Genomic DNA, 18,461 nt, shown 5'->3' with positions numbered 1-18,461 from the left:
CCATACAGGCGCGAACCGATGCGTTTCATCACCAGGCAGACCGCGGGTGAATCCCCTCCCACAGGATGTGCGCCTGGTCCTGAGTCAGGTAGTCGGCGCCACCAACCTGTACCCCACCCCTGCCTCGGTGATGATGAACCGTGGCGCCGTGGGGTCATCGCCCAGCTTCTGCCGCAGATGCCCGACCACGATCCGCAGGTAATGGGTGTCCTCCACATGGGTAGGCCCCCAGACGTCCTTGAGCAGTTGCTGCTGGGTAATCACCCGCCCGGGGTGCCCGGCCAAAAGCGCCAGCAAGGCATACTCCTTACGCGTTAACGCCACCTCCACACCGTCCAGGGTCACCCGGCGAAAGGCAAAATCCACAGTCAGCGGCCCAAAGCTGGCTGCCACTTCCGAGCCCCCGGCCTGTGGCACCTGGCGTAGCAGGGCCCGCACCCGCGCCAGAAATTCCTGGATGCCAAACGGCTTGGTCACGTAATCGTTGGCCCCGCCGTCCAGCGCATCCACCTTCTGCACCTCACTGGCGCGCACCGACAGCACCATCACCGGCACCGCGCTCCATTCGCGCAGCTCACGCAGCACCTGCTGGCCGTCCATGTCCGGCAGCCCCAGGTCGAGCACCACCAGGTCCGGCTTGCCCAGCGCAGCCTGGGCCAGCCCTTCAGTACCAGTGGCCGCCTCAAGCACCTTGTAGCCTTGCGAGGCCAGGCTGATGCGTAAAAACTTGCGGATCTGCGGTTCATCGTCGATGACCAACAGGGTGGCGGACTGGCTCATGGCGTTTCGCTTTCGGCTTCAGGTTGAGGGGGTAGCGGCAAGCATAGAGTGATGCCGGTGCCCTGGCCATCGATGCCTTCGCCCACCAGAATCTGCCCGCCATGGGCACCGATCATGCCCTGGCAGATTGCCAGGCCCAGGCCTGTGCCCTGCCCGCCGCGGTCACCACGGGCAGCGGTATAGAACATGTCGAAGATCTTCTCGCGGTCGGCGACAGGAATGCCGGGGCCCTGGTCGCTGACGGTAAAGCGCAACTGGTCTTCATGCACGGCCACCTGTAGCTCAAGCTGGCCATTGGCCGGGGAAAAGCGTGCGGCGTTTTCCAGCACGTTGACCAGCGCCTGTTCGATCAGCGCCGCATGCACGAACAGCAACGGCAGCTCGGCCGGCACATCGGTGTGCACCCGCAGCGGCGCCAGCACAACGCGCAGGCGGTTGAGCGCACTGCCGACGATGTCGGCCGGGGCTACCCAGTCGCGGGCCAGCTTGAGGCCGCCGTGGCCCAGGCGGGTCATGTCCAGCAGGTTCTGGATATAGCGGTCGAGGCGTTCGGCCTCGTTGCGGGTGCCCTCCAACAGCTCGCGGCGGTCCTCGGCCGGTATCGCTTCGCCCAGCGCCAGCAGGCTGTCGATGCTGCCGCGCATGGCGGTCAACGGCGTGCGCAGGTCGTGGGAGACGGACGCCAGCAAGGCGCTGCGCAGTTGCTCGGTTTCGCCGTGCAGGCGCGCGGCTTCCAGCTGTTCGGCCAGGCGAGCGCGGGCCAGGGCCTGAGCCAGTGGCTGGCCAAGAGCCGTCAGCAGGCGCCGGCGTGGGTCGTTGAGCGGCTGCCCGTTGCGCGGGCGCACACCCAGCAGTGCCAAAGGCTGTTCGTCCACCGCCAGCGGCCACCACCACCAGCGGCCATTGGGCAAGGTGTCGCTGCCATGGCCAGCGGCCTGGCCGTGCTGCCAGGCCCAATCGGCAGCCGCCCGTTCGGTGTCGCTGAAGGCATGGGCTTCGCCGCTGGCCACCTGCAGCCGGCCTTCGGCATTGCGCTCCAGCAGGCACACCTGCATGTCTTGCCGGCCGTCCAGATGCTGGCCGGCTGCATTGAACACGGCCTGGCGGTCGGTGGCCACGGTCAGCCGGCGCGACAGGTCGAGCAGCTGGCCGGTCTGCGCCTGGGTTTCGCGCAGCGCCTGCAACTGGCGGCGCTGGCGTGCGGCCAGGTTGCCGGTAAGCGCGGCCATCAGCAGGAAGAACACCAGTGTCAGCACGTCTTCTTCGCGCTGGATGCTGAACGAGAAATTGGGTGGAATGAACAGAAAATCGTAAGTCAGGAACGACAACGCGGCGCACGCCAGCGCAGGCCCCAGGCTGCTGCGCACCGCCACCAGCAACACCGCAGCCAGAAACACCAGCGAAATGTTGGGCAGCGCCAGCACACTCGACACCGCCCAGGCCAGCCCCGCCGCCATGACCGTGGCCAGCAGCGCCAGCAGGTAGTGGCGCCACACCCACACCCGCCGCACCGCCGACCGCGGTGCTTGCGGCTGTACGTCGCGGTCCAGCACGTTGATTTCCAGGCCATGGCTTTCGCGCAACAGCCGCGCGGCCACTCCGGCACCGAACAGGCGACGGCGCAAACGGTCGCGGGACTGCCCTACCAGCACCAGGCTGGCCCGCCGCTCGGCGGCATGCTGGATCAACGTGCGCGCCACTTCGCCAGCCCTTAGCAGCACCACCTCGCCGCCCAGGCGCTCGGCCAGCTGCTGCGCGGCCTGCAAGCGGTGACGTGCGGTTTCGTCGCGCAGGCGGCCGTTGTCCACATGCACCAGGCTCCAGGGCAGGTGCCGGCGCTGCGCCACGCGGCTGGCATGGCGTACCAGGCGCTCCGCCTGGTCGTCCCCGTCCACGCCCACCAGAAGCCGCCCGCGCAAGGCCGGGGCCTCTTCGCCACGCTGGCGATAACCATGGGCAAGGTCGGCATCCACCTGCGCGGCGGCCGTTTGCATGGCCAGTTCGCGCAAGGCGGTGAGGTTGGTTTGCGAGAAGTACGCATCGATGGCCGCCCGCGCCTGCTCGGGCACGTACACCTTGCCCTCGCGCAGGCGTTCGAGCAGTTCGCGGGGTGGCAGGTCGATCAGCACCAGTTCGAAGGCTTCCTGCAGCACCCAGTCCGGCAGGGTTTCACGCACTTGTACGCCGGTAATGTCGCGCACCTTGTCGTTGAGGCTTTCCAGGTGCTGGACGTTGACCGTGGTGTACACGTCGATGCCGGCGGCCAGCAGCTCCTGCACGTCCTGCCAGCGCTTGGCGTGGCGGCTGCCGGGGGCGTTGGTGTGGGCCAGTTCGTCGACCAGGGCCAAGGCCGGCGCGGCCTGGAGCAGGCCGTCGAGGTCCATTTCCTCCAGGGTGACGCCACGGTACTGGCTGCGCAGCAACGGCTGCTGCTGAAGGCCGGCGAGCAGCGCTTCGGTTTCAGCGCGGCCGTGGGTTTCCACCACCCCGGCCAGTACCTGCACACCCTGACGTTGCTGGGCATGGGCGGCCTGGAGCATGGCGAAGGTCTTGCCGACGCCGGGGGCGGCGCCAAGGAACACCTTCAGCCGGCCCCGGCCGGTGCGCGGGAGGTTAGCCAACAGCGCATCTGCGCGGGCGGAATCACTCATGTTTCATCCTTTGCTATTTCCAGCAATCGGCCAATTCAGAGACAGACACCGCTCCCACAGGCTCCCTGCCAGCTCTTCAATTCATCTCACATTGGCGAGATTTTCCAAGGCCCGGTTCAACGCCAGCACATTGACCACCGGTGGGCCGATCAATGGGTGGAGGGTGGCCTCTTCCTGCAAGGCTTGCAAGCGTTCCACCGGCAGCTGCCGCGCCGCTGCCACCCGCGCAATCTGATAGGCCACGGCCTCCGGTGGCAGGTGCGGGTCCAGGCCACTGCCCGAGGTGGTCAGCAACGCCTGCGGCACAGGCCCTTGCTGCGCCTGATACAGCGCAGCCGCCTCCCCCTTCACCCGCTCGGCCAGCGCCGGGTTGCTCGGCGACAGGTTACTGGCGCTGCTAGCCACGGTCGCATAGGCACCTGCCGAAGGCCGCGCATGGAACCAGCCATCGCCCTTGAAGTCCTGGGCGATCAATGCCGAACCGCGTACCTGGCCCTGGTCATCCCGCACCAGGCTGCCATTGGCCTGTGCCGGAAAAACAACCTGGGCGATGCCGGTCACCGCCAGCGGATACAGTGCGCCGGTCACCAGCGTCATCAACAGGGCCAGGCTCAATGCCGGGCGTACATAAGCATTCATGGTGGCCTCCTCAGACCAGGTTCAGGGCGTTGAGCAGCAGGTCGATCAGCTTGATCCCGGCAAACGGCACCACGATGCCGCCCAGCCCGTAGATCAGCAGGTTGCGCCGCAGCAGGTGCGCCGCACTGGCCGCCTGCACGCGCACGCCACGCAGCGCCAGCGGGATCAGCACGATAATGATCAGCGCGTTGAACACGATGGCCGACAGGATCGCGCTCTGCGGGCTGGCTAACTGCATCAGGTTGAGCACGCCCAGTTGCGGGTAGATGGCGGCGAACAGCGCCGGCAGGATGGCGAAGTACTTGGCCACGTCGTTGGCAATGGAGAACGTGGTCAACGCACCACGTGTCACCAGCAACTCCTTGCCCACCTGTACTACATCCAGCAGCTTGGTCGGATCGCTGTCCAGGTCGACCATGTTGGCCGCCTCGCGCGCGGCCTGGGTGCCATCGTTCATGGCCATGCCCACATCGGCCTGGGCCAGTGCCGGGGCATCGTTGGCGCCGTCGCCGCACATGGCCACCAGGCGGCCGTCGTTCTGCTCCTGGCGGATACGCGCCAGCTTCTTCTCGGGGGTGGCCTCGGCCAGTACGTCATCCACGCCCGCCTCTGCGGCGATGGCGGCGGCAGTCAACGGGTTGTCGCCGGTCACCATCACGGTGCGGATGCCCAACTTGCGGAGCTCGGCGAAGCGCTCGCGGATGCCGGGTTTGACCACGTCCTTGAGGTGGATCACGCCAAGCAGGCGCTTGTCGACACACACCAGCAGCGGCGTACCACCGCTCTGGGCAATACGTTCCACTTCGCGGGCCAGCGCCGGGGGCATTTCCAGGCGTTGCATGCCGACGAATGCCAGCACGGCATCCACGGCACCCTTGCGGTAGCGGTGCTGCTGGTAGTCGATGCCCGACAAGCGCGTTTCGGCGCTGAAGGCCACGGCTTCGAACTGACCGGCGGGAGGCTCGACGAAGTCGTGCAACTGGCGCAGGTACTCGACAATCGACTTGCCCTCGGCGGTATCGTCAGCCAGCGAGGCCAGCAAGGCGCCCTCCCCCAGTTCCTTGGCAGCGATGCCCGGTGCTGCATGCAGCGCGCTGCAGCGGCGGTTGCCGAAGGTGATGGTGCCGGTCTTGTCGAGCATCAGCGTATGCACGTCACCGGCGGCTTCCACCGCACGGCCCGAACGGGCAATGACGTTCAGCCGCACCAGCCGGTCCATGCCGGCGATGCCGATGGCTGACAGCAGGCCGCCGATGGTGGTGGGAATCAGCGTCACCAGCAACGCAGCCAGGAAGATCAGCGGCAGGCTGCCACCCACAAAGTGGGCGAACGGCTGCAAGGTCACCACCACGATCAGGAAGATCAGCGTCAGGCCGATCAGCAGGATGTCGAGGGCGATCTCGTTGGGAGTCTTCTGTCGCTTGGCACCTTCGACCAGGGCGATCATGCGGTCCAGGGTCGACTCGCCCGGGTTGCTGGTAATGCGGATCAGCAGCCAGTCGGAGACCAACCGGGTGTTGCCGGTGACCGCCGAGCGGTCGCCGCCAGACTCGCGGATCACGGGTGCAGACTCGCCGGTAATGGCGGCCTCGTTGACGGCCGCGATACCTTCAAGCACCTCGCCGTCACCGGGGATCATCTCGCCGGCTACCACGCGTACCACGTCGTCCTTGCGCAGCGCGCTGGCAGCAACCGTCTCGTAACTGCCATCACGCTGGCGACGCTGGGCAGTCAGGCCTTGGCTGCCGGCCTTCAGGCTGTCGGCCCGGGCCTTGCCACGGCCTTCGGCGAGGGCTTCGGCGAAGTTGGCGAACAGCACGGTGAACCACAGCCACAGGGCGATCTGCACGGCAACACCCGTGCTCACGCCATTGCCGGGGGCGAAGCACAGCACGGTGGTGAGCACTGCGGTCAGGGCCACCACCAGCATCACTGGCGAGCGTTTGAGCTGGCGCGGGTCGAGTTTGACGAACGCCTGCACCAGCGCCGGGCGCCACAGCGCGGCGAGGCGGGTCTGGTCCTTGGCAGTGTGCCGGGTGTTCACTTCAGGAATGGGCATGTTCATGATCGGTCCTCAAAAACCCAGGCTCAGGTGTTCGGCAATTGGCCCAAGGGCCAGGGTCGGCAGGAAGGTCAGGCCACCGACCAGCAGGATGGTCACCAGCAGCAGGCCGGTGAACAGCGGGCCGTGGGTGGGGAAGCTGTTCTGCCCCTGTGGCGCGCTTTTCTTCGCCGCCAGGCTGCCGGCCAAGGCCAGGATCGGCAGGATGTAGCCAAAGCGGCCAATGAGCATGGCCAGGCCGATCATCAGGTTGTGGTACACCGTGTTGGCGCCAAAACCGGCGAACGCCGAGCCGTTGTTGGCCGTGCCCGAGGTGTAGGCGTACAGCAGCTGGCTGAAACCGTGCGCCCCCGGGTTGCTGATTGCCCCCGCCGGGCCTGGCAGGCTGGCGGCGATGGCGCCAAGTACTAGCACGCCGACCGGCATCACCAGCAGGGTCGCCACCAGCAACTGCACCTCACGGGCCTGCAGCTTCTTGCCCAAGTATTCCGGGGTGCGGCCAATCATCAACCCGGCCAGGAACACTGCAATCAGGACAAACAGCAGCATGCCGTAGAGGCCCGCGCCGACGCCGCCGAAGATCACCTCGCCGACCATCATGTTGACCATCGCCACCATGCCGGTCAGAGGGTTCAGGCTGTCGTGCATGGCGTTGACCGAGCCGTTGGAGGCGGCGGTGGTGGTGACCGTCCACAGCACTGAACCGGTGGTGCCGAAGCGGCTTTCCTTGCCCTCCAGGGGCGCGGTCTGCTGCACCTGCGGGCTCTGCAGCGCCGGGTTGGGTTGGTGCTCGGACCACAACGCCGTGCTGCCACCGATCAGGAACAGGGCAAGCATGCAGGCGAGGATGGCGCGGCTCTGGCGCAGGTCCTTCACGTAGTGGCCGAAGGTGAACACCAAGGCCACCGGAATGAGGATGATCGAAGCCACCTCGAACAGGTTGCTCCAGGCCGTGGGGTTTTCGAACGGGTGCGCCGAGTTGACGCCGAAGAAGCCGCCGCCATTGGTGCCCAGTTGCTTGATGGCGATCTGGCTGGCAGCCGGCCCCAGTGGAATGCTCTGGTCAGCACCTTGCAAGGTCAGCGCATGGGCATAGTCGGCAAAAGTCTGCGGCACGCCCTGCCATACCAGCAACAGCGCCAGCAGCACACACAGTGGCAGCAAGCCATAGAGGGTGGCCCGGGTCATGTCGACCCAGAAGTTGCCCAGCGTCGACGTGCTGCGCCGGGCAATGCCACGGCACAACGCCACCAGCACGGCCAGGCCGGTGGCAGCACTGACAAAGTTCTGCACGGTCAGGCCGAGCATCTGGCTCAAGTAGCTGACCGAGGCCTCACCGCTGTAGGCCTGCCAGTTGGTGTTGGTCACGAAACTGACGGCGGTGTTGAACGCCAGCGACCATTCCTGGCCTGGCAGGTGCTGCGGATTCAGCGGCAGGTAGCCCTGCAACAGCAGCACGGCGAACAGCAGCAGGAACCCGGCCAGGTTGAAGGCCAGCAGGGCCAGGGTGTACTGCCGCCAGTTCTGCTCCTGGCTGGCGTTCACGCCCGCCAACCGGTAGCAGCCACGCTCGACCGGGCCCAGCAACGGCGAAAGCCAGGTGCGCTGGCCTTCCATGACCTTGAAGTAGAACCGCCCAAGCCAGGGTGCCGGTAGCAGCACGATGGCAAAGAACGCCAGGAGCAAGGCAAAATCGTAACTGTGCATGGTCGCTCCCTAGCTGCGATCGGCGCGCAGCAGCGCCACCAGCAGATAAAACGCCAAGGCCACTGCCAGCAGCAGTGACAGCCCGTCGAGCATGTTCATGAGTGGTTCTCCCCGTGGTACGGCTTGGGCCGCTTTGGGGAAATTGTCTTAGGGCGGGGCGTAAAGGGGCGAGATCGGGGGATGGGCGTGGGTATAAAGAATGCGTAAAGATCAGGTTTATTGGACTGATGCCCTGGCAAAAAGACCAATCAAAACAATTCTCATTTATGGTATTTTGCCGCCCTCGCTCAAATCCCTGCCAAGGTGGCTTCATGTCCGGCTCAGATCTCAAGGCACTCTACCTCGCCCACCGCGAAGAGATTCAGGAGTACCTGGACCGTCGCCTGCGCTGCAAGGAAACCGCCGCTGACCTGACCCAGGACACGTTCATTCGCCTTTCCGAGCAAATGGGCCGCAGCCGCATCGAGAACTTTCGTGCCTACCTGTTTTCCAGCGCACGCAACCTGTTCATCGACCACACCCGTCGCCAGCAGCACCGCAAGAGCGAGCCACTGGATTCGCCCGAAGCCAGCGCAGTTGCCCAACCAACGGCCACCCTGGAACAGGTCGCCATCGCCAACCAGCAACTTGCAGCCTTGAACACGGTGATCCAGAACATGCCTGAGCCCTGCCGCGAGGTGTTCCTGATGGTGCGGGTCGAAGGCATGACCTACGTGGAAATCGGCGAGCGCTTGAGCATTTCCCCCAAGACGGCCTACAGCCGCATGGTCAAGGCACTGGAACTGTTGAAACAGGGCATGTCACAGTGACGCCCTGCCTGCCACAATGCACCGCTTGTGCTGCCCCTGTGAAGCGTTGAAGCCATGAATCGCGAACCGCCGTCAAACGACCACGCCGCCCCGACTGCCGATGACATTGGTCATCAGGCCAGTGCCTGGTTCGCGCTGTTTCATGGCGGCGCGCCCTCCCCCGCACAACGCAAAGCGTGGGAAACGTGGATGGCAGCCGATGTGCGCCACGCCCAGGCCTATGCCGAACTGGAGAACCTGTGGGCCGCCTCCGCCCTGCTGTGCCAGCCCGCCCCGGTTGCGCCACGCGCGCCCGCGCGCCTGTCTCGTCGCAGGTTCATGGGCATGGGGCTTGCCGCCAGTGCTGCGGCGGCAAGCGCAGGCGCCGGCCTGTTCTGGCTCAAGGGCATGGACGCCCCATTCGCCGATTTGCGCACGGCAGTCGGTGAACGGCGTATCGCCCGCCTGCCGGATGGTTCGACGGTGGAAATGGCCGGGCACACGGCGATGAACCTGGACTTCTCAACCACCCGCCGCACGGTAGAACTGTTGCAGGGCCAAGCGTTTTTCATGGTACGCCCAAGCACTGCTGGCGACTTCACGGTCATTACCCAAGCCGGCCGACTGCGCACGGACGAGGCCGAGTTTTGCCTGTCGTGCAACCACGATACAGCGCAGGTAGCGGTTCATCGGCGCCGTGTACAGGTGCTGAGTACCAGCCAGCAGACTGACCTGGAAGAAGGCCTGTCTCTGCGCTTCAGCCCGCGCTCGACCGGCGAGATCCAGCGCGCGGAGCTGGAGCAGTTGCTGGCCTGGCGCAGTGGCCGCCTGGTGTTTTTCAACGAGCCTTTGCAGGCGGTAGTCGAGGAATTGCAGCGCTGGCGCGAAGGGCGCATTTTCATCATGGACAAGCAACTGGCCGCTCGGCGAGTCAGCCTGATCCTGAACCTTGAGCACCCCGAGCAGATGCTCGACGTGATGTCCAGAGCACTGGCCGTGCGCACGGCGCAATACACCGACCTGGTTACCCTGCTCTACCCCGCTGCCTGAAAAAACTTGCAGGCCCCATCAGATATTCAAATGCCTCATGCGTCTTAACGGCACTGAGAGTTATTCGCATATCTGCACTTGCATGGGGCACGCCTGAATGGCCAAGCGACACGACCAACACTCCACCCTTACCCTACGCTGGCAACAGGGCGCCCTGGGCGCAGCCATGGCGTGCTGCTTGCTGACCGGGGCAACCCAGGCGCATGCAGCGCCTGGCCAGCTTGCCACGCGCACAGCGCAAAAGCTGGCGCTGAACATTCCTGCCCAGCCCCTGCGTCAGGCGCTGTTGGTATTCAGCCAGCAGTCCGGGCAGAACGTGCTGCTGGACGGTAATGTCGATGCAAGCCTGCGCAGCACGGCAGTGGTCGGTAGCTACTCGCTGGAAGACGGCCTGGCCAGGTTGCTGCAAGGCAGCGGTTACAACTTTGCCCGCACCGACGCCAGCACACTGTACTTGCTGCCAGGCGCTGCACAAGGCGTCAGCAATGAAGTGACCCTGGCCCCCACGCAGGTGCAGTACCAACTGGCCCAGGCCGATGGCCAGAGCCGTGGTTATCAGGCCCGGCCTGCGTCCAGCACCACGCGCCTGGGCCTGAGCAACCGGGAAACGCCACAGGCCGTGTCGACTGTCACCCGCGAGCAGCTCGACGACTTCAAGCTCAACAGTGTGAAAGACGCGTTGCGCAACGCACCCACCGTTACGGTCGAACAGTTCGAAACCGACCGTACGGCCTTCACTTCACGCGGCTTCACCATCGACAACTTCGAGTACGATGGCATGGGCATGCCCTTCTCGTCCGGCGTGTTGCTGGGCGACCAGGACCTGGCAGAGTTCGAGCAGATCGATGTGCTGCACGGCGCCAATGGCCTGATGAGCGGCGCGGGCAACCCGTCGGCCACCGTCAATTTCGTGCGTAAACGGCCGACTGATACCTTGCAGGCCAAGCTCGGCACCAGCATCGGCGCCTGGGACAACCGCCGCGCAGACTTCGATGTCAGCGGCCCGCTGACCGACGACGGCAACGTGCGTGGGCGTTTGATCTACGCACATGACAAAGGCAATTCATACCTCGACCGTTACAGCCACGAACTGAATGTCACCGCAGGCGTGCTGGCTTTTGACCTGTCCTCGGCCGATACCCTCACCGTGGGTTTCTCGGAACAGAAGAGCGACGCCAATGGCAGTACCTGGGGCGCGCTGCCGATGGCCGACTACCTCGGCAACCCGATCCACTACAGCAGCCGCAGTTCCAGCATCGGCCAGCCCTGGACCTACTGGAACATCCACACGCAGCGGGCCTTTGCGGAACTGGCCCATGACTTTGGCGAGGGTTGGCGAGGCACGTTCACCGTAACCGGGGTCAACCAGCATCAGGATACCCAGATGCTCTATGCCATCCCTTTCACGGCCGATGACGTGCTTGCTTACATCAACCGTACCACCAGCACCGAGCACCAGGTAACCGGTGAAGCACAGCTTTCGGGCCCGTTCGCCCTGTTCGGCCGCCAGCATGAGCTGACCCTGGGTGCCAACTACGGGCGTAGCCGCCATGACGAACGTGGCTACTACCGCAACAGCTCGGGCAGCGAAGTGGTCAGCCTCGGCGACGCACTCGCCGGGGCTGTACAGAAGCCGCCGCTGACCTACACCGACGAACTCAACACCCAGCATTTCACCGACCGCCAGAAGAGCCTGTATGCCGGCGCCCGCTTCAGTCTGACCGATGACCTGCACTGGATTGCCGGGGCCCGCATGCTCAGCGCCGATGGTGAAGGTATGGGATACGGCTCGGCCCACGACACCCGGGTACATGGCAAAGTCACGCCCTACACCGGCCTGGTGTATGACCTGAACGCGCAATGGAGCGTGTATGCCAGCTGGACAGAGATCTTCAAGCCCCAGTACCTGCGCAGTACTGCAGGGGGCGTGATCGAACCTCTGGAAGGCAAGAGCACCGAGGTGGGTGTGAAAGGCAGCCTGCTCGAAGAGCGTCTGACCGTGAGCGCTGCGTTGTTCAAAACCGAGCAGCAGAACGTGGCCGTGACTACCGGCGAGATCATCGGCGGGCAGTATGCCTACCGTGGCGAGGACAACAAGAGTCACGGCGTGGAGCTGGAAGCGTCCGGTGAAGCCATGCCCGGCCTGGACCTGGCAGCGGGCTACACCTACGTGCACATCGAGGATGGCGACGGCGAGAAGACCCGCCGCTACGTACCCAGCCATAGCCTGCGTGGCAGTGTAACTTATCGCCTGCCCGCGTTGCCGCAGGCCAAGGTCGGGACGCGGGTACAGTGGCAGAGCGCGACCAGGGCTGACGGCAACCACCAGGTACGCCAGGAGGCTTATGCCCTGATGGACCTGATGGGCAGTTTCGACTTCGACGAGCACTGGAGTGCGTCACTGAACCTGAACAACGTGTTCGACCGCAAATACCTGTTGTCGCTGTATCAGTCGGCTGGGTCTACCAACTATGGCGCGCCGCGCAACCTCACGGCGTCGGTAACCTGGAAGTACTGAATCTGGCGCCGCCGCCTCTTCGCGGGCTTGCCTGCGAAGAGGCCATTACAGGATTAAGACTGAGGCGGCTGTTGCGCCGCGTTACGGCTCCAGTCCAGCAGCAGGCTGTAGCCGACCGCCAGCAAGGTCGGCCCAATGAACAGGCCAATGAAGCCAAAGGCAAGCAAGCCACCGAATACACCCAGCAGCACGATCACCAGTGGCAGGTTGCCGCCACGGCTGATCAGGTATGGCTTGAGCACGTTGTCCACGCCGCTGATGACGAAGGTGCCCCAGATACCCAGGAACACCGCCATGCCGTACTCACCCTTCCACACCAGCCAGGCAGTGGCCGGGATCCAGGCCAGTGGCGGGCCCATGGGGATCAGGCTGAGCATGAAGGTCACCAGGCCCAGCACGATCGCCCCGGGCACCCCGGCGATCAGGAAGCCGATCAGCGCCAGCAGGGCCTGCGCGGCCGCCGTGCCGATCACCCCGTTGACCACCCGCTGCACGGTACCGGCTACCAGCTCCAGGTAATACTCGGCGCGCTCGCCCATCAGGCGATGCAGCAAGCGCAACACGAAGGCTGCCAGGCGCGGCCCGTCGCGGTAGAAGAAAAACACGAACACCAGGCTCAGGGTCAGTTCCAGCACGCCGCTGCCTATCTGCGCACTGCGCGCCAGGAGCCAGTTGCCCACCTGCCCGAAGTAGGGCTTGGCCGAGGCCAGCAAGGCCGCGCCCTGCTGGTCCAGCGATTGCCACCCGTTGACCAGGCGCTCGCCTACGAATGGAATGCCACCCAGCCAGGCCGGCGCATCGGGCAGGCCATCGACCTGTACGTCACGTACAAACGCCGTGGCATCGCGAATGTGATCGGCCAGGTTGAACCCCAGCCACACCAGCGGCAGGGCCACGATCAGGATCCAGGCGAGGGTCAACAGGCTGGCTGCCAGGGTTTCACGCCCACCCAGCACGCGCGTCAGCAAGCGCATCAACGGCCAACTGGCAAAGGCCAGGATGGCCCCCCACAGCAATGCCGAAATGAACGGTGCCATCACCCACAGGCCGGCGCCCAGTAACGCCAGCAGCAGAATCTGGACCAGCAGGCGATCATTGTTAACCATGGTGGCGCTCGTTCAACGGATCAGTTCAAGGTGCAGGCCGTCTGTGGGCGCACTGCCGACCTCAAGGCGGCCATTGCGCACACCGGCCTTGACCAGCGCCTCGCGCCAGGCTTCGGCCTGGGCACCACTGAGGCTGGCGCGCAAGGTGCTGTCGAGGTTCAGGCTACGGGCCAGCAGGTTCACCCAGGTGTCTTGCGGTGCAGCAAGGTCAGGGTAGTCGAGCTTGCCGGTGTCACGCATTTCGCGCAGCACCGTGGCGGCGGTTGGCAACAGCTCGCCCAGCGGGCTGGCGGCGACGAACTCCTCCACATGCAGGTAGGCGCGGCGGTTGCCACGGGTAACGCTGTACAGCGCGACCAGCGTGTCGGCCTCCTCTGCCGAGCGGCGTAGCAGGATGAACGCCTGCTGCTCGTCACCACCGTTGAGGCGAGCGTTGGCGAACACATCGTTGGCCCACAGGCTGGCCTCGCCGCAATCGCGGCCCTGGCACCAGAACAACGGGTAACCGCCGTCGCGCTGCAGCTCTTCGCGGGCACTGGTGAAGGCTTCACGGGCCGTACGTTCGACCGGCAGTTCGTAGGTTACCGAGCTGACCTGGCCACGGCTCTCGACCTTGTTTTCGACCCGCAGGCGGCCGCTGATCTTGCGCAGAGGGCCCATGGGGTAGACGCGCTCCTGCTCCACGGCCGGGCGCTGGTCAACGACCTTGCCGTCCACCGGCACCGGCAGGCTGCCCGCCCACAACAAAGGGCTGGCCAGCGCCAGGCAGGCAGCGACAGCAGTACGGATGGCAACAGGCGCGCTCATTGGCGAACCAGGCGGCGCGCGGCGCCGAAGTGAAGCTCCAGGATGTCTGGCAGTTGCATGGTTGTCTCCCTGTTCAACCCGCCAAGCCTCGACACTTGTCCGGTGCAAGTCAAGCAAAGCCAAAGAAGCGATTGATACAGTCTGCGACAAGGGCCGCGCCCTGCTCATCATTCAGGTGCAGGTGATGGCCACCGGGCAGCGTCACCTGCTCAAAGGGTAGCTGCTCCAGCAACGCGGCGTGGCGCGCCAGCATGCCGTCAGCGGCCACCACCAACAGCGCCGGGCAGCTCACCCGGCGCACGTAGGCCATGGCCTGGGCTTCACTCAAACGCACCGGCGATGGCAGGGTGAGCCGGCTGTCACTGCGCCAGCTGTAACCACCGGGCACCGGCATCAGGCCACGCTGCGCCAGCAATTCGGCCGCCTCGCGGCTGACCGCGACCATGCCTTTCATTCGCGCATGCACGCCTTCTTCCAGCGTTGCGTACACCGACTTGCGTTTGCCATCCAGCCGCAACTGGGCTTGCAGTGCCATCCCCAAGCGCTCGCCTGCGTCCTGCTCGGCACCGGTCGGCGGGATGACGCCGTCGATCAACGCCAGGTGGCTGACCCGGTCGGGCAAGGCGCCGGCCAGTTGTACCGAAATGATTGCGCCCAGCGAGTGGCCCAACAGGGCGAAACGCTGCCAACCCAGCTGCTCGGCAACACGCAGCACGTCGTGGGCGTAATCGGCCAGTGCATAGCCGGCGCCAGGGGGGCGGTGTTCCGAGTAACCGTGCCCGGCCAGGTCCAGGGCGACGATACGCAGGCCCTTCAGTTGCGGCGCCAGGCGGGCGTAACTGTTGGCGTTATCCAGCCAGCCATGCAGGGCAATCACCGGCAGCCCGTCCTCGGGGCCGAACAGGTGCGCGGCCAGTTCGATATGGCCCAGGCTCAGGCGTACTTCCTGCACCTGCGCGCTCATGCCTGGCTCCAGCGGTCGAACAGGCCCTTGATCAGGCTGGCGGTGTCGGTCGGGCGCTCCAACGGGAACATATGCCCGCCGGGCACACTGTGATATTCGCCTTTGGGCATACCGCGCACCGCCAGGGTGTGGTGACGGCGAATGACGCTGCTGCGCTCGCCGCGCACCATGGCCAGCGGCACCTGCAATTGCCGTGCGGGCGCGGGGCTGGTGTGCGGGATGCTGCGGTAGATACTGATTTCGGTGGCAGGATCGAAGCGCAGTTGCAGCCCCTGCTCCATCGCCTGCAGGCCGTGTTCTACATAAGCTTCAAGGCAGTCGGGGTCAAAATGGCGAAACAGTGACTTGCCAGCAAAATAGTCCCGCGCACTGTCGCGATCATTGAAGACTTCGCGGCGCCCCAACGTGCGACCGGCCGGGGTAATGCGGTCAATGAAGCCGAAACGCTTGGCGGTGCGCAGCAGCCACTGGTCGGCACGGGTGAGTACCGGCGAGTCGAGCATCACCACCCCGCGGTAGTACTCGGGGCGCCGCAAGGCAGCGTGCAGGTGCAACACCCCCCCCAGCGAATGCCCGACACCCCAGATGGGCTGGTCCTGCTGCGCCACATGATGCAGCAGCTCATCGACCAGGCTCTGCCAGTTGTCGTCCACCGGAAAGCGCGGATCGTGGCCGTGCTGGGCCAGGTGCTGCACCTGGTAGTCCGGCGCCAGGGCAGCGAACAGCTTGCCGTAGGTGGCCGAGGGGAAACCGTTGGCATGAGCGAAGAAGATCTGCTGCGACATGGCGCCTGGTCCGGACGGAAGATGATGGCTCATTGTCGGCATCGGGGCGCCATTCAGCAACATTCGGAAAGGTCATCGACAAGGGCTATCAGGTCACGCCGAGCGATCGAAGCTGGCCAAAGACCGGCGCAAGCAGGCTTGCATGTAGGCCAACTGGCATTCCAGCGCCTCACGGGCCAGGCGCTGGTCCTGAAAGTCGAGTTGCAGACGGCGCAAGGCCAGGCAACTGGTTTGTAACAGGTGGGAGACTCGCAGGCAGGCGTCCTGCAGCGTGCGCAGGTCTTGCTCGCTTTGCTGCCTGGTAGCAGGCTCCAGGTTGCCGTTGCGGTTGACCTTGTGCAGCAGTTGGTAGAGCTTGGCGTCGGCCGAGTCGCGCAGCAGGCTGTACTGGGCAAAGTCCAGCGTGATGCCTTGCTCCACCTTGTCTACGGTGGGTTGCATGTCCAGGGAACTCAAAAGCTCCCGCATCTCACCGCTCATCCGCTGCTCCCTGCCTGATTGCTTTGTGGCAACGCTAGCAAGGGGCCATCAGGTGCGGCAACTGACAAAAATGCCAGTTGCCTAATCGATTTGCCGGGGAATCACACTGGTGGGTTGATCGCCCGAAGGGTCATCAGCCCGGCCAGTGGCCACTCCCCTTCCAGCTCCGCCAGGCTGGCAGTGCTCATGGCGGCTGGTTGCTGTTGGTGACCATGCTCCAGCGCACCGATCAAGTTCCCCACCAGCGGCTGATGGCTGACCAGCAGTACATGCTCCAGGCCCAGCCGTTCGATTTCGCCGATCACCTGCTGCACATCACTCTCTGGCGTCAACCAGGGCACCGTACGCACCGGCTCCCGGAAGCCCAGCGTGTCATGCACCAGCGCAGCCGTTTGCTGGGCACGCACGTAGGGGCTGGCGATAATCGCCTGCAGCGGCTGGCCCAACAGGCGAGCAGCGCTGTGCAGCACCTGCTCGCGGCCGTGGTCGGTCAGGCGGCGCTCGGCGTCGGTATTGGCCCGCGGCTCCGCCTCACCGTGGCGCAGCACCCACAGCTTCACAGCTTGGGTTCCTCGTCCCGCACCGGGTGCGGGGCCGGTGCCACGGCATGCGGCGCCTCGCCTTCCGGGGCACGCGGTGCTGGCCAGTCGGCAAATGGCCAGGGCTTCTGCTCAGTGTGGAAGCTGCCATAGCGGCCGATCTGCGCCAGGTACTGGCTCAGGCTGTCGCCGAAGTTCATCAGGCTGGCGCTGGGCGCGCCATACACCAGGCGGTAGATGAGTTGCACAAGCACCAGGCCGCCGAGCAGCAATTCGGCCAGTTGCCAGACCACCAGGAACACCAGCATCCACAGCACCCGCAGGATGATCGACTCGCGCTGGGCGCGTTCGGGCGTATCGTTCATGTGTTGCTCCTTGCTCGTGTCAGAGCCGCCAAGGGCTCAGTTGAAACCGCTGATGGAAATGAAATCGACATCGGTCTTGGGCTCGGCGCGCATCAGGTGCTCGATCACCTGGTTCAACGTACGGCCTTCGAACAGAATGGCATGCAGGCCCGCCACCAGCGGCATGTACACCTGTACCTCCTGCGCCTTGGCCTTGAGCACCTTGAGGGTGTTGACGCCTTCGGCCACCTCGCCCAGGCGGCTGACCGCCTGTTCCAAGGTCAACCCCTGGCCCAGCGCATGGCCCACCTGGTAGTTGCGGCTCTTGGGCGAGGAACAGGTGACGATCAGGTCACCGACACCGGCCAGGCCAAGGAAGGTCATGGGGTTGGCACCCTGGCTGACGGCGAAGCGGGTCATCTCGGCCAGGGCCCTGGTAATCAGCATGCTCTTGGTGTTCTCGCCCATGCCCAAGGCCACGGCCATGCCCGCGATAATGGCGTAGACGTTTTTCAGCGCCCCACCCAGTTCGACGCCGAAGCGGTCGGCACTGGCGTAGACGCGGAAGGTACGCCCATGCAGCACGGCCTGCACTTGCTGGCAGAGTTGTTCGTCCTCGCTGGCGACCACTGTGGCGGTCAGCGCATGTTCGGCGATCTCGCGGGCCAGGTTGGGGCCCGACAGCACCCCGATGCGGGCATCGGGGGCGATTTCTTCAAGGATCTGGCTCATCAGCTTGAAGCTCTGCGCCTCGATACCCTTGGTCAGGCTGACCACGCCCTTGCCCCGCAACAGCTCGGCGTGGGGCGCCAGCACACTGCGCAAGGCGCTTGATGGCAGGGCGACGAAAATCAACGCGCTGGCCTGCAAGGTGGCCAGCAGGTCGTTGACCGGCTCCACACCGTCATGCAGGCGGATGCCCTTGAGGTAGCGCGGATTCTCGCGATTGACGCGCATGGCCTCGGCCTGCGCCGGGTCGCGCATCCATTGGCGCACCGGCACACCGTTTTCTGCCAGCAGGTTCGCCACGGCGGTGCCGAAGCTGCCGCCTCCCAGAACTGCAACAGGTTGCTGTTCAGTCATATCCAATCCGTTAAAGCCAAAAGTTAAGTGGCGACCCCGCCATTATACGGCTCGCCTGCCTTGCGCCAAGGCCAGCAACGCAGATGACACTGTCCTGGCTACGTTGCAGCAACTGCAGGAGCAAGCTTGCTCGCGATGGGCCGCGCGGGCGGCGCTCG

17 protein-coding genes are annotated in these 18,461 nt (G+C 65.0%); 3 read left to right on the top strand and 14 right to left on the bottom strand.

Features of this window, described 5'->3' with window-relative positions:
- Window positions 1–84: 84 nt before the first annotated feature.
- From ABI582_RS24215 to kdpF, 6 genes are all read right to left on the bottom strand, one after another.
- Window positions 85–780: a response regulator gene (locus tag ABI582_RS24215; RefSeq protein ID WP_338744664.1), complete on the bottom strand. Its 696-nt coding sequence runs from the start codon at window positions 778–780 to the stop codon at window positions 85–87.
- Entirely contained in the window at window positions 777–3,431 is a 2,655-nt protein-coding gene (locus ABI582_RS24210; RefSeq protein ID WP_442120516.1) for a DUF4118 domain-containing protein, read from the bottom strand. The genes ABI582_RS24215 and ABI582_RS24210 overlap by 4 nt, the downstream gene beginning before the upstream one ends.
- A gap of 81 nt (window positions 3,432–3,512) precedes the next feature.
- Window positions 3,513–4,070 carry a potassium-transporting ATPase subunit KdpC gene (gene kdpC, locus ABI582_RS24205; protein WP_338744666.1) on the bottom strand — a complete coding sequence of 186 codons (558 nt, stop codon included), beginning with the start codon at window positions 4,068–4,070 and terminating at the stop codon, window positions 3,513–3,515.
- Between the two features lie 10 nt (window positions 4,071–4,080).
- Window positions 4,081–6,135, bottom strand: coding sequence for a potassium-transporting ATPase subunit KdpB (gene kdpB / locus ABI582_RS24200; RefSeq protein WP_442120515.1), 2,055 nt, complete (start codon window positions 6,133–6,135; stop codon window positions 4,081–4,083).
- Between the two features lie 9 nt (window positions 6,136–6,144).
- Window positions 6,145–7,839 carry a potassium-transporting ATPase subunit KdpA gene (kdpA, locus tag ABI582_RS24195; RefSeq protein ID WP_442120514.1) on the bottom strand — a complete coding sequence of 565 codons (1,695 nt, stop codon included), beginning with the start codon at window positions 7,837–7,839 and terminating at the stop codon, window positions 6,145–6,147.
- Between the two features lie 9 nt (window positions 7,840–7,848).
- Window positions 7,849–7,938, bottom strand: coding sequence for a K(+)-transporting ATPase subunit F (gene kdpF, locus ABI582_RS24190; RefSeq protein WP_003251485.1), 90 nt, complete (start codon window positions 7,936–7,938; stop codon window positions 7,849–7,851).
- A gap of 212 nt (window positions 7,939–8,150) precedes the next feature.
- Here kdpF and ABI582_RS24185 point away from each other — a divergent pair, with 212 nt between their 5' ends.
- The 3 genes from ABI582_RS24185 (at window position 8,151) to ABI582_RS24175 (ending at window position 12,195) form a co-directional block, all read left to right on the top strand.
- Window positions 8,151–8,648, top strand: coding sequence for an RNA polymerase sigma factor (locus tag ABI582_RS24185; protein WP_338744668.1), 498 nt, complete (start codon window positions 8,151–8,153; stop codon window positions 8,646–8,648).
- 54 nt (window positions 8,649–8,702) lie between these two features.
- Complete coding sequence (locus tag ABI582_RS24180) at window positions 8,703–9,677, top strand: FecR family protein (protein ID WP_442120513.1); 975 nt, start codon at window positions 8,703–8,705, stop codon at window positions 9,675–9,677.
- Window positions 9,678–9,774: 97 nt separating this feature from the next.
- The gene (locus ABI582_RS24175) at window positions 9,775–12,195 is read left to right on the top strand and encodes a TonB-dependent siderophore receptor (protein WP_442120512.1); all 2,421 of its coding nucleotides are present in this window, start codon (window positions 9,775–9,777) and stop codon (window positions 12,193–12,195) included.
- A 53-nt stretch (window positions 12,196–12,248) separates the two neighbouring features.
- On the opposite strand, the gene ABI582_RS24170 is transcribed toward ABI582_RS24175, so the two are convergent.
- The 8 genes from ABI582_RS24170 to ABI582_RS24135 all read right to left on the bottom strand — a co-directional run bounded on the left by ABI582_RS24170 (window position 12,249) and on the right by ABI582_RS24135 (window position 18,303).
- Complete coding sequence (locus tag ABI582_RS24170; protein ID WP_442120511.1) at window positions 12,249–13,301, bottom strand: AI-2E family transporter; 1,053 nt, start codon at window positions 13,299–13,301, stop codon at window positions 12,249–12,251.
- A 12-nt stretch (window positions 13,302–13,313) separates the two neighbouring features.
- The gene (locus ABI582_RS24165) at window positions 13,314–14,108 is read right to left on the bottom strand and encodes a DUF4892 domain-containing protein (RefSeq protein WP_442120510.1); all 795 of its coding nucleotides are present in this window, start codon (window positions 14,106–14,108) and stop codon (window positions 13,314–13,316) included.
- 109 nt (window positions 14,109–14,217) lie between these two features.
- Window positions 14,218–15,072 (bottom strand): alpha/beta hydrolase, encoded by an 855-nt coding sequence (locus ABI582_RS24160; protein ID WP_258653404.1) that lies wholly within the window; start codon window positions 15,070–15,072, stop codon window positions 14,218–14,220.
- On the bottom strand, window positions 15,069–15,857 hold the full coding sequence (locus ABI582_RS24155; protein ID WP_442120509.1) for an alpha/beta fold hydrolase: 789 nt from the start codon (window positions 15,855–15,857) through the stop codon (window positions 15,069–15,071). Before ABI582_RS24155 ends, ABI582_RS24160 begins: the two co-directional genes overlap by 4 nt.
- Window positions 15,858–15,950: 93 nt before the next feature.
- Window positions 15,951–16,337 (bottom strand): hypothetical protein, encoded by a 387-nt coding sequence (locus ABI582_RS24150; protein ID WP_338744674.1) that lies wholly within the window; start codon window positions 16,335–16,337, stop codon window positions 15,951–15,953.
- 101 nt (window positions 16,338–16,438) lie between these two features.
- Entirely contained in the window at window positions 16,439–16,897 is a 459-nt protein-coding gene (gene sixA / locus ABI582_RS24145) for a phosphohistidine phosphatase SixA (protein ID WP_338744675.1), read from the bottom strand.
- The gene (locus ABI582_RS24140) at window positions 16,894–17,241 is read right to left on the bottom strand and encodes a DUF4389 domain-containing protein (protein WP_016498711.1); all 348 of its coding nucleotides are present in this window, start codon (window positions 17,239–17,241) and stop codon (window positions 16,894–16,896) included. Before ABI582_RS24140 ends, sixA begins: the two co-directional genes overlap by 4 nt.
- A 36-nt stretch (window positions 17,242–17,277) precedes the next feature.
- A complete protein-coding gene (locus ABI582_RS24135) occupies window positions 17,278–18,303 on the bottom strand; it encodes an NAD(P)H-dependent glycerol-3-phosphate dehydrogenase (protein ID WP_338744676.1) in 1,026 nt (341 codons plus the stop codon).
- Between the last annotated feature and the right edge of the window lie 158 nt (window positions 18,304–18,461).

Source organism: Pseudomonas sp. SAS7 (assembly GCF_052112345.1).
GTDB classification, from domain to species: Bacteria; Pseudomonadota; Gammaproteobacteria; order Pseudomonadales; family Pseudomonadaceae; genus Aquipseudomonas; species Aquipseudomonas putida_Q.
This window is presented reverse-complemented; position numbering and strand designations above follow the sequence as displayed.